Raw genomic sequence first — 10,730 nt, forward strand, 5'->3', positions numbered from 1 at the left:
CTGTCCATGGCGCAAGGTAGATGAGTTCTACGGAGTCACCAAGAATTGCACCCCACTCGGTACTCGGTGCTTGAGCGCCTAAGCCAAGAAAACCAAGTGCAGTAATATCCAGAATAGCGATAGACCAAGCCAGTGTTACTTCTGCAGCGATAATGACTAAAACGTTAGGTAGTATCGAGTTCCACAACAGATAGAATCGGTTTGCACCATCTAAGCGAGCCGCCATGATGTAATCTTTTTCTACTTCGGTATGAACCGCGATGTAGACTGAGCGTACAAATCTTGGGATCAAGGCTAAGCAGATCGCGAGTAAAATGTTGAACTCGCCAAAGCCGAGGAAGGCAACGAAGATAATCGCCAGCAGCAGTGATGGAATCGACATTACCGTATCAAGTAGGTGATTGAGCACACTGGATAACAACCCTCTAGTCATGCCGGCTAGAACGCCAATGACACAGCCGACGATAGTGGCAACTAGTGTGATGACAAACGCGGCACCAAAGGTTAGGCGCGAGCCTTCGATTAGCCGTGAAAGAATATCTCGACCTAGATCGTCAGTACCAAGGAAATATTCGACTGTACCTGCAGGGTTCCAAGAAGGGGGAATAAGCAACTCCCCAGTTTGTGCTTGCGGGTCATGGGGTGTTATCCAAGGGGCTACCAGAGTAATTAAGAACAGGATCAGCAAGCACCATAGGCCAAACATTGCGAGGTTGTTGGCACGGAAGCTACGCCAGAAGCGTTCGAACTGGGTTGGGATGCGCTCTTCTTGATAGACGTTATCGGTTAGCATACCACTCCTTCCTTACTAAAGGATTGACCATAGCGCCGATCAAGTCAGACAAAATGTTTGCAGTGAGAACAAAAGTCGCGACCACAATAACCCCTGCTTGAATAGCCACATAGTCTTGGTTTGAAAGCGCGTCTAACAGCCAACGACCAATGCCAGGCCAGTTAAAAATCGACTCAGTAATAATTGCGAGGGTCAACATGCTAGAGAGCTGTACACCGATTTTGGGAATGATCGGTGGGATAGCATTGCGTAGTACGTGTTGAGTAACAATCTCATGGGTTGATAGGCCCTTAATCCGCGCTGCGCGGATATAGTTTTGCGCCATGACTTCGGCAACCGAAGCGCGCATCAAACCTAAAACCTGAGTCGTTGGAGCAAGCGCGAGTACCAAACACGGCAAGATCAAATGCTCTAAAACACTTTGCAATGCATGGGCTCGATACTGTCCGCTTGCAAAAAAGGCGTCGATAATGGCGAATCCCGTCACATGTTCAATTTGGTAGAGCAGATCGTAGCGTCCTGCGACAGGGAACACTTGGAAATGGAGTGAAAATGCCATAATCATCAACAATGCGACCCAAAATATCGGGGCAGAGTAACCTGACATTGAGGTAAATGAGATGAAGGTGTCGATCCACTTTCCTTGTTTCATTCCCGCAAGAGTACCAATTGGGATACCAATCAAGAGTGAAATAATAAATGCGATGATTATCAGCTCAAGCGTTGCGGGAAAAACAATTCTCAATTCGTCGATGATCGGTGTCCCAAGTTTGGTGACGCCTAGGTTAAGTTGCATCAATTCACCTAGGTAGAGCATCCAACCATTCCAAAAATCATGCAGCGCCCATGGTGACGTTGGCTCTAGTCGCAGGATACTAAACCCGACCATGGTTAATATCAGCAAGGTAATGATAAATAGGTTGAAGCGCCTAACCGTATACAAAAGCATTATTTGTACCTCTCGACGTTGTCAAAGGGTTGGGCGTTAAATGGACTGACTTTAAAGCCTCTCAGTGATGTATGTTTGGCTTGAAGCTGGACACCATGGTTTAACGGAATTACGGGAAACTCTTCGTTGAGTATATTTTGTGCCTGATTATAGAGATTTTGTCGGTAGCGACGCTTGTCTACTTCTAAGGCAAGATCGAGCAAAAAGTCAAAGTCAGGATTACACCAACTAGACACATTGAGTCCACTCTTCTTCGAATGGCACGACAGTAGAGGGCGCAAGAAATTGTCTGGGTCGCCAGTGTTTGCGATCCAACCTGTTAAGTGCAGGTCGACGTGTTCGTTTATACTGCTGCGGTCCAATCTATCATCGGTAACAAGTCTGAGTGTAATGCCAACATCAGCTAGGTTGGCTTGAATCAACTCAGCGGTTTTTCTTGGGCTCGGGTTATAGGCGCGTGGCGTAAGTGGGACCGACATAGTCAACTCTAACCCTTTGCTGTATCCCGCGTCTCTTAGAAGGGCAATCGCGTAGTTGCGATCGTAACGAATCTGTACCACATCTTTTTGGTAGGCCCACGATGAAGGTGGTAGCACTGAATAAGCTTGGCTGCCTGTACCGTAATAGACTGAATCGAGTATATTTTGGCGATTGATCGAGTAGTTGAGTGCTTTTCTCACCCGCGCATCATTTAGCGCAGGGTGGGAGGTATTGACCGCAATGAAAGAGATGTTCATCGCGCGTTTAGCGGTAAGCTCGATATCCGCTGCTTGTTCGATGATCGGTAGTTGGCTAGAGAGTGGAGAAATAAGTACGTCACACTCATTTCTCAGCAGTTTAGCCAGTGTTCCAGTGCCACGTTGTGAAATATCAACCACGACTTGCGCCATTTTTGGTCGTGATTGCCAATACGTGTTGTGCCTTTTTAGGCGGATGAGGTCATTTACTTGATATTCCGCCAGGTAGAAGGGGCCTGTTCCAACAGGGTGGCTATCCAACATACTTTTTTCATCAGCCAGTTCCAATTGCGATGCGTACTCTTTAGAGTGAATGACAGCATGGCTGGTGGCAATATTTGATAAGAAACTGTTGTCAGCTTGGCTCAAGGTAAACTTAACCTTGTCGCTTGACAGTGCAGTCACATCGACGACGAGATTCTGGAATTCAATGCCACTGAACCAAGGGTAGAGTCCGCTACCGACATAGTGAAAAGGGTTGGTTGGGTCAATGATGCGCCTAAAACTGAACACCACATCATCAGCATTCATCGCTCTTGACGGAGTAAACCAAGCGGTAGTTTGGAACTGAACGCCTTTGCGTAGCGTAAAGGTATATTCTGTACCTTGCTTATTCACTGACCAATCCGTTGCCAAGCTAGGAACAGGCTGATATGACTCGTTGTCTAGCGTGAGCAGTGTATTGAACAACTGAGGACTGAGCGTTTCAGTTGTAATACCGCTGTCGACCAGTTGAGGGTTGAAGGTAGAAGGGCCGTCTTGACCACAGTAAACAAATCCGCTTTGACGGATTTTGTCATGATCAAGTTCTTCACCGCACCCTGCGAGCAGGCCGAGGCTGACTATACCTAATGTAAACTGAATGAATGCTTTCATAGAAAGAACATGTGTCTGCGACAAAGCACAATGGAACTGTCCATTATGCCTTAAGATCCGATTAATTTACCACTATTTACCTAGTGTCACCAAAGTAAAAGTACAAATTTAGCTAAGATTGTTCAGATCATATTTACGAACCATGCCCCTTAACTGATGATAACTTAGGCCAAGAAGCTCCGCGGCTTTGCGTTGATTAAACTGGCTTTGATGTAGTGCCTCCCTCAGTATGAGTTGGTCTTGCTGTTCTTGCCACTGTTTGTAGTCGATAGGGAACTGAAACGATGTGGGTTCGGTAATCTCGGTCACTTCATCTTCTGAAGCTTTTGGTGCCCATGCAGATTGAAAAGGGTCGAAAATTAACTGGTCTATCTGTTCATCTTTTGTACCGTGTTGATAAACGGCTCTTTCAATGACATTTTTTAATTCTCGAACGTTGCCTGGCCATTGGTAGTCGAGCAAGCTTTGTTGAGCACTGGATGAAAAACCGACAAAGTACTCAAAACCGAGCTCTCTACACATCTTGATCGCGTAATACTCGGCTAACAGTAAGATATCTTCTTGCCTTTCACGCAAAGGAGGCAGATGAACCACATCGAAGGCAAGTCTATCTAATAGGTCAGGGCGAAAACTGCCTTCGTTAGCCATTTGTGGCAGATCTGCATTGGTCGCACACACAAGGCGAACATTGGCGTTCAGTAATTGGTGCCCTCCCACTCGCTCATATTGACCGTATTCAATCACTCGTAGCAGTTTTTCTTGAACGAGCAATGGTGCGGTGGCAAGCTCGTCTAAAAATAGTGTACCGTTTTCAGCACGTTCAAATCGCCCTTTATGACGCCCTTTAGAGCCAGTAAATGAGCCTTGTTCGTGGCCGAAAAGTTCCGAGTCAATGAGTCCTTCACTTAAGGTTGAGCAGTTGAGCGAGATTAACGGTTGGTCCCAACGCTTTGAAAGATAGTGCAGACGTTGAGCAATCAGTTCTTTACCTGTCCCTCGTTCGCCAATAATCAGTACGGGGCGATCAATCGCTGCGAGTTTAGAAACTTTGTCTAACACCGAGAGAAAAGCGGGGGATTCGCCGATCAGGTTCTGCTGCATGAATAGCTCCGTGGTTAAATTTACCAACTATAGGCTAAATTCATCACAATATGGTGTTGATTGCAAGGTGAGTTTTTTTAAATGTTTGATTTTAATTAATTTTAAGATTGGCACGCATCTTGGAATACATACTAGCAACACATCTATTTCCCTGAGTTATCCAGGTGATGACTTGATAGTAATACAGTAAGGAGCCTAGCCATGGGTATTTTCTCTCGATTCGCCGACATCGTAAATTCAAACATCAGCGCTCTACTCGACAAAGCTGAAGATCCAGAAAAGATGATTCGTTTAATCATCCAAGAAATGGAAGATACATTGGTTGAGGTACGCACCAACTCTGCAAAAGCGATTGCTGACAAAAAAGAGTTGGCGCGTAAAGTGGAGTCTGTTGAAGACTCGGTTGAAGAGTGGCAGCAAAAAGCGACGCTCGCTCTCACTAAGCAGCGGGAAGATTTGGCTCGTGCTGCTTTGATTGAAAAGCAAAAACTGCAAGACATGTTAAAGGGGTTACATGATGAGCAAACTCTGGTGGAAGAGACCATTGATAAGCTCACTGGCGAAATTAGCAAATTGGAAACCAAAATTACCGAAACTCGCGCCAAGCAACAAGCGTTAGCGATTCGTAGCCAAACGGCTTCCAATCGTCGCGATGTTCAAAAGCATCTGCATACGGCTCGCACTAGTGAAGCGATGGCTAAGTTTGAGCAGTACTCGCGTAAGATTGACGAAATGGAAGCCGAAGCTGACTTATATGCGAAGACAGGTAATGCGAAATCACTCGATCAAGAGTTCGCTGAGCTGCAAGCTCAAGATGAAATTGAAAAGGAGCTCGAAAAGCTCAAGCAGCAAATGGAAGAGAAAAAGTAATTCCGATTATATTTTGTTAAGTTAACTTAGGTAGATAGGTGTTGAACTGTGTCTATCTGCCTTTCACTAAGGAGTTATTTATGTCGTCTGCTTTTATCGCTGGTCCATTGATTGTCTTTTTGATTTTTGTGGCACCTTTGTGGCTTTTCTTGCACTACCGTAGTAAGAAAAATACGAATACAGGTTTGTCGCAGGAGGATTTGCAGCGTTTAGAGTCACTATCGCAAAAAGCGGCCAGTATGCAAAACCGAGTGGATACACTGGAGCGAATTCTCGATGCAGAGTCTCCAACTTGGAGACGTAGATATGAATAGAAGAGAGCTGTATCGAGATCCCGTCAACGGTAAACTGACCGGAGTTTGTGCGGGCTTAGCTAACTACTTTGCTCTTGAGGTTTGGCTAGTTAGGATTCTAGTCATTTCCGCTGCGTTACTTGGAGGCAGTTTTTTAGTACTGCTCGCGTACGTAGCGATGACCCTGATGATTGAGAAACAGCCAGCCAATTATGTGGAGTCAATCAAGGCCGAACAAGAGCACAAGCTAAAAAATAAGCCTTGGCAACAAGGGCAAACACCAGAGGTGTTGCTCAATACAATCGAAAAAGATTTTCATAAGTTAGAGAATCAGATCCGTGATATTGAAGCCTATGTGACCTCAGACACTTTTAAAGTCGACAAAGAGTTCCGATCTTTGTAATGACTCAAACTGCAAGCGTACTTTTGAATCTCAAGCCCCGAGTCTAAAGGCAGAGGTTCAAAAGTGCGACGTTTAACTTAAAAACCAAGCAAAGTATTAATTATTAAAATATTTTCCCTCATATCTATGGAAGAGGAGAAGGCATTCATCTATCTTTGTAACTAGTCGTTGCAAATGGATGAATGAATATGCGCAAATCTGTTTTCTTTCTTGCGGTAGCTGCGGTGATAAGTGGCTGCGGTAAGGAGCTCCCTCCTGTTCCTGAGCCGGATTCTCGACCCGCTAAGCTGTTTACGGTTTCCATTGGCAATGCTCAGTTTGAACGCTCTTTTCCTGCCACGTCAGAAGCCGGTGATAAAGCCGTTCTCGCATTCCGTGTTCCTGGTCAACTACAGTCTATCAATGTTGTTGCAGGGCAGCCCGTTAGTAAAGGCGATGTGTTAGCCTCTCTTAATTCAGATGAATATACCCTGTTAGAGAAGCAAGCACAGGCACAGTACCGACTGGCCGATGTCCAATATCAAAGATATAAAAAGCTGCGTGAAGACAAAGTCGTGTCCGAGCAAGACTTTGATGAAGCGAATGCAAAACGCAACTCAGCACGAGCAACATTAGAACAGGCGCAGGCCAATTTGCGCTATACCCGATTGGTTGCACCTTATGATGGCACCATCTCAATTGTTCCGGCAGAGGCTCATGAGTTCATCGCGGCAAAACAAGGTGTGATGAACATCCAAACGACTCAGTTGATGAAAGTGATCTTCCAGCTTCCAGACCACCTCCTCAATCGATTTGCTAGCGGTATTAACCTTGAAGCAAAGATGACCTATGACGCTTTCCCTGAGAGCGAGTACGAGCTGACTTTTCAAGAAATCGACACTGAAGCGGATTCAAAAACGGGCTCTTATAAAGTGACCATGGTAATGGAAAGACCTAACGATGTGGGTATTCTTCCTGGCATGTCAGGCAACATACATGTCACTGTGGAGTCCACAGGTGCAACGAGAATACCGCCTTCGGCCTTGATGGAAGAGGACGGCCAAATTTACGTTTGGCGTGTTGATTCTCAACGCATCGTCGAAAAGGCCAATATAGAGATTAACGATAAGCGACAAGTTCAGAGTGGCTTAAATGAAGGCGATCAGATTGTGATCTCCGGTGTGAATGGCATCTCTCCGGGCATTAAAGTTCGAGAATGGATTAAAGAGCGAGGTCTGTAACATGAAGCAGTGGTTTTATTTGTGTGCACTCTCGTCTGCTGCACTGGTCACGGGTTGTGGTGGTGAACCTCAATATGTGGATTTTGGGGATCCTAAGGTCAAGGTGTTAGAGCTAAACGAGCAACTTGTTAGTGAAGATCGCCTCTATTTTCCGGCTGTTGCTAACGCCGCGGAACGTTCTCATCTCAGCTTCCGTGTGGCTGGAGAAGTCAGCCAAGTTTATGTCAAAGAGGGAACTCGGGTTGCTAAGGGTGATGTCATTGCAGAGCTTGAACCCACCGATTATAAGCTTGAAGTCGATAACGCATCTGCTCGCTATAGCGTGATAGATAGCCAGTACAAGCGATCGAAGCCTTTGGTTGACAAAGGTTTACTAGCAAAATCGCAATTTGATGAGATTGCTGCTAACCGCCAAATTGCATACGCAGAGCTTGAGCTAGCTAAGTTACGTTTGTCGTTTACTAAGCTAACAGCGCCAGTGGATGGGATCATATCTCGAGTGAATGTCGATCAATATGAGAACGTCCAAGTTGGCCAACAGATTGTGAATATCCACACTACAGATAGTGTTGAAGTGCTGATACAACTGCCGGATCAACTGCACGCTAATCAGCCTACACCGGAGTCACTTGAAGGTATTGAAGCTGTGGTACGTGTTCCGACAGGCAATGAATATGTTGCGTCAATTAAAGAGTTCACGACTGAACCCGATCCAGCAACTGGAACGTTTACAGTGACGTTGTCACTTCCTATGCCTGAAGGGGAATTTATTCTAGACGGCATGGCCGTTGAGGTGACATCAAAAGGACAAGATGTCGGTCTTGAGTTTGTAGGGGGTATCCAAGTTCCGATTGAAGCGATATTCAATGCAGACGGCGATGATGTAGGTCGTGAAAACAAGTTTGTTTGGCTATTTAATGATGACGGTTCTGTTAGTAAACAGAAGGTTGTGACGGGAAAAGCCAACAAGGATTCAGTGCAAGTGTTAGATGGTTTACGTAGTAACGATACCGTAGTCGTTGCGGGTGTTTCTAGGCTAAGGGAAGGGATGAAAGTGCAGGTTGTTAAGCAGGAGACGAGTCAATGAGTGAACACAACAATAGCTCGTCTCAAGCTGACGAGAATGTAACGGGCATCGCAGCCTATTTTATCCGCAATCGGGTGATCAGTTGGATGATTTCACTGATCTTCTTGATTGGGGGGACGGCAGCTTTCTTTGGCCTTGGCCGTTTGGAAGACCCGGCTTTTACCATTAAAGACGCTATGGTGGTGACTTCCTATCCAGGTGCGACACCGCAACAGGTTGAAGAAGAGGTGACTTACCCGATTGAGAAGGCCATTCAGCAGCTGACTTATGTCGATGAAGTTAATTCTATTTCAAGCCGTGGCCTTTCGCAGATAACGGTTTCGATGAAGAATAACTATGGCCCGGACGATCTTCCTCAGATATGGGATGAACTACGCCGCAAGGTGAATGATCTAAAAGGCCAATTACCACCAGGGGTCAATGACCCTTCGGTTATCGATGATTTTGGCGATGTATACGGTATTTTGTTGGCGGTGACAGGTGACGGATACAGTTACAAAGAGTTGCTCGACTACGTCGACTATCTGCGTCGTGAACTCGAGTTGATCGACGGTGTAAGCAAGGTATCCGTCTCTGGTGAGCAGCAAGAACAGGTGTTTATCGAAATCTCGATGAAGCGCTTGAGCAGTCTTGGTGTGGCGCCGAACACTGTGTTCAATTTGCTCTCGACGCAAAATGTCGTGTCCGATGCAGGTGCAGTAAGAATTGGTGACGAGTATATCCGTATTCAGCCAACCGGTGAGTTCCAAAACGTCGATCAACTGGGTGATTTAATTATTACTGAGAGTGGCGCTCAAGGGCTTATCTATCTAAAAGACGTGGCGAATATTCAACGGGGTTATGTTGAAGTACCAAGCAATATTATCACTTTTAACGGCCATCTAGCCCTTAACCTGGGTGTCTCTTTCTCGCAAGGGGTCAATGTCGTTGAAGTTGGCAAACGCTTTGATCGACGTTTAGCTGAGTTGAAATATCAGCAGCCGGTTGGGGTAGAAATCTCGGAAATCTATAGCCAGCCAAAAGAGGTGGATAAGTCGGTAAGCGGCTTCGTGGTTAGTTTAGGTCAGGCGGTTGCTATCGTAATTATCGTCCTATTGTTCTTTATGGGGCTGCGCTCTGGTTTATTGATTGGTCTAATCTTGCTGTTGACGGTATTGGGTACCTTCATCTTTATGAAGTATTTTGCTATCGATCTGCAGCGGATTTCTCTGGGTGCTTTGGTTATCGCGCTTGGTATGTTGGTGGATAACGCCATCGTGGTGGTCGAGGGGATCCTCATAGGGACACAGAAAGGGCGGACGAGGATGCAAGCCGCCACCGATATTGTCACTCAAACAAAATGGCCGCTATTAGGGGCTACCGTCATCGCGGTAACCGCGTTTGCGCCAATTGGTTTGTCGGAAGATGCGACTGGTGAGTATTGTGGCACCTTGTTTACAGTGCTATTGATCTCTTTGATGCTGAGTTGGTTTACTGCGATTTCGCTTACGCCATTTTTTGCTGATATCTTCTTTAAAGGTCAAAAGTTTAAACAAGAAGGTGATGACAGTGACCCATACAATGGAATGATCTTTGTTGTTTACAAAGGCTTCCTTGAGTTTTGTATGAAGCGTGCATGGCTAACCGTCGTGGTGCTGATCGTTGGCTTAGCGGTGAGTATCGTTGGTTTTACTCACGTGAAACAGTCTTTCTTCCCATCTTCGACAACGCCTATCTTCCAAGCTGATATTTGGCTGCCTGAAGGTACAGATATTCGCGCAACCAACACTAAGCTGAAAGCATTGGAGTCATGGATTTCCTCTCAAGACGGCGTAGATCACGTGACAACGACTGCTGGTAAAGGTCTACAGCGCTTTATGCTTACCTACGCGCCAGAGAAGAGTTACGCGGCCTATGGTGAGATCACTACTCGTGTAGATAATTATGAACAGCTCGGTGCTTTAATGGAGAGCTTTAGGCTGCATTTAGAAGACAACTTCCCCGAGATTAACTACAAGCTTAAACAAATCGAGCTTGGACCTGGTGGCGGGGCGAAAATCGAAGCGCGAATTATTGGTTCCGACCCTACTGTCCTGAGAGGCATTGCTAAGCAAGTCGCAGATATCATGCATGCTGATCCAGCCGCGACCAATATTCGTCACGATTGGCGTGAACGCACCAAAGTGCTTGAGCCGCAGTTTAATGAGAGCCAAGCGCGCCGTTACGGTATTAGTAAGTCTGACGTGGATGAGTTCTTAGCGATGTCATTCTCTGGTCAGTCGATTGGTGTTTATCGAGACGGTACAACGTTGATGCCGATAGTGGCACGCTTGCCAGAAGACGAGCGTGTTGATATTCGCAATATCGAAGGGATGAAAATTTGGAGTCCGGCGCTGAGCGAATACATCCCATTGCAGCAAGT

10 protein-coding genes are annotated in these 10,730 nt (G+C 46.0%); 6 read left to right on the forward strand and 4 right to left on the reverse strand.

Annotated elements, in window-relative coordinates; translation table 11 throughout:
• The 4 genes from QTO00_RS07620 to pspF all read right to left on the reverse strand — a co-directional run.
• Window positions 1–793 (reverse strand): ABC transporter permease subunit (locus QTO00_RS07620; RefSeq protein WP_331424050.1); only part of this gene is annotated, 793 nt, incomplete at its 3' end.
• The gene (locus QTO00_RS07625; RefSeq protein ID WP_331424051.1) at window positions 780–1,742 is read right to left on the reverse strand and encodes an ABC transporter permease; all 963 of its coding nucleotides are present in this window, start codon (window positions 1,740–1,742) and stop codon (window positions 780–782) included. The genes QTO00_RS07620 and QTO00_RS07625, both read right to left, overlap by 14 nt.
• Entirely contained in the window at window positions 1,742–3,355 is a 1,614-nt protein-coding gene (locus QTO00_RS07630) for an ABC transporter substrate-binding protein (protein WP_331424053.1), read from the reverse strand. Before QTO00_RS07630 ends, QTO00_RS07625 begins: the two co-directional genes overlap by 1 nt.
• A 108-nt stretch (window positions 3,356–3,463) precedes the next feature.
• The gene (gene pspF / locus QTO00_RS07635) at window positions 3,464–4,456 is read right to left on the reverse strand and encodes a phage shock protein operon transcriptional activator (protein WP_331424054.1); all 993 of its coding nucleotides are present in this window, start codon (window positions 4,454–4,456) and stop codon (window positions 3,464–3,466) included.
• 201 nt (window positions 4,457–4,657) lie between these two features.
• On the opposite strand from pspF, the gene pspA reads away from it, so the two are divergent.
• The 6 genes from pspA to QTO00_RS07665 form a co-directional block, all read left to right on the forward strand.
• Entirely contained in the window at window positions 4,658–5,326 is a 669-nt protein-coding gene (gene pspA, locus QTO00_RS07640; protein WP_038205167.1) for a phage shock protein PspA, read from the forward strand.
• A gap of 80 nt (window positions 5,327–5,406) precedes the next feature.
• Window positions 5,407–5,640 (forward strand): envelope stress response membrane protein PspB, encoded by a 234-nt coding sequence (gene pspB, locus QTO00_RS07645; protein WP_038205165.1) that lies wholly within the window; start codon window positions 5,407–5,409, stop codon window positions 5,638–5,640.
• Window positions 5,603–6,022 (forward strand): envelope stress response membrane protein PspC, encoded by a 420-nt coding sequence (gene pspC, locus QTO00_RS07650; RefSeq protein WP_331424057.1) that lies wholly within the window; start codon window positions 5,603–5,605, stop codon window positions 6,020–6,022. Before pspB ends, pspC begins: the two co-directional genes overlap by 38 nt.
• A gap of 188 nt (window positions 6,023–6,210) precedes the next feature.
• Window positions 6,211–7,242 (forward strand): efflux RND transporter periplasmic adaptor subunit, encoded by a 1,032-nt coding sequence (locus QTO00_RS07655; RefSeq protein WP_331424058.1) that lies wholly within the window; start codon window positions 6,211–6,213, stop codon window positions 7,240–7,242.
• A gap of 1 nt (window position 7,243) precedes the next feature.
• The gene (locus QTO00_RS07660; protein WP_331424060.1) at window positions 7,244–8,329 is read left to right on the forward strand and encodes an efflux RND transporter periplasmic adaptor subunit; all 1,086 of its coding nucleotides are present in this window, start codon (window positions 7,244–7,246) and stop codon (window positions 8,327–8,329) included.
• Window positions 8,326–10,730: efflux RND transporter permease subunit (locus tag QTO00_RS07665; protein ID WP_331424061.1), on the forward strand; the 2,405-nt coding region annotated here is incomplete at its 3' end. The genes QTO00_RS07660 and QTO00_RS07665, both read left to right, overlap by 4 nt.

Source organism: Vibrio sp. M260118 (assembly GCF_036533755.1).
Lineage (GTDB): Bacteria > Pseudomonadota > Gammaproteobacteria > Enterobacterales > Vibrionaceae > Vibrio.

Bases quoted from the DNA above. Each gene is read 5' to 3' on its own strand.
- QTO00_RS07625 (WP_331424051.1), bottom strand. From the start codon at position 1,742: ATGCTTTTGTATACGGTTAGGCGCTTCAACCTATTTATCATTACCTTG.
- QTO00_RS07630 (WP_331424053.1), bottom strand. From the start codon at position 3,355: ATGAAAGCATTCATTCAGTTTACATTAGGTATAGTCAGCCTCGGCCTG.
- pspF (WP_331424054.1), bottom strand. From the start codon at position 4,456: ATGCAGCAGAACCTGATCGGCGAATCCCCCGCTTTTCTCTCGGTGTTA.
- pspA (WP_038205167.1), top strand. From the start codon at position 4,658: ATGGGTATTTTCTCTCGATTCGCCGACATCGTAAATTCAAACATCAGC.
- pspB (WP_038205165.1), top strand. From the start codon at position 5,407: ATGTCGTCTGCTTTTATCGCTGGTCCATTGATTGTCTTTTTGATTTTT.
- pspC (WP_331424057.1), top strand. From the start codon at position 5,603: ATGCAGAGTCTCCAACTTGGAGACGTAGATATGAATAGAAGAGAGCTG.
- QTO00_RS07655 (WP_331424058.1), top strand. From the start codon at position 6,211: ATGCGCAAATCTGTTTTCTTTCTTGCGGTAGCTGCGGTGATAAGTGGC.
- QTO00_RS07660 (WP_331424060.1), top strand. From the start codon at position 7,244: ATGAAGCAGTGGTTTTATTTGTGTGCACTCTCGTCTGCTGCACTGGTC.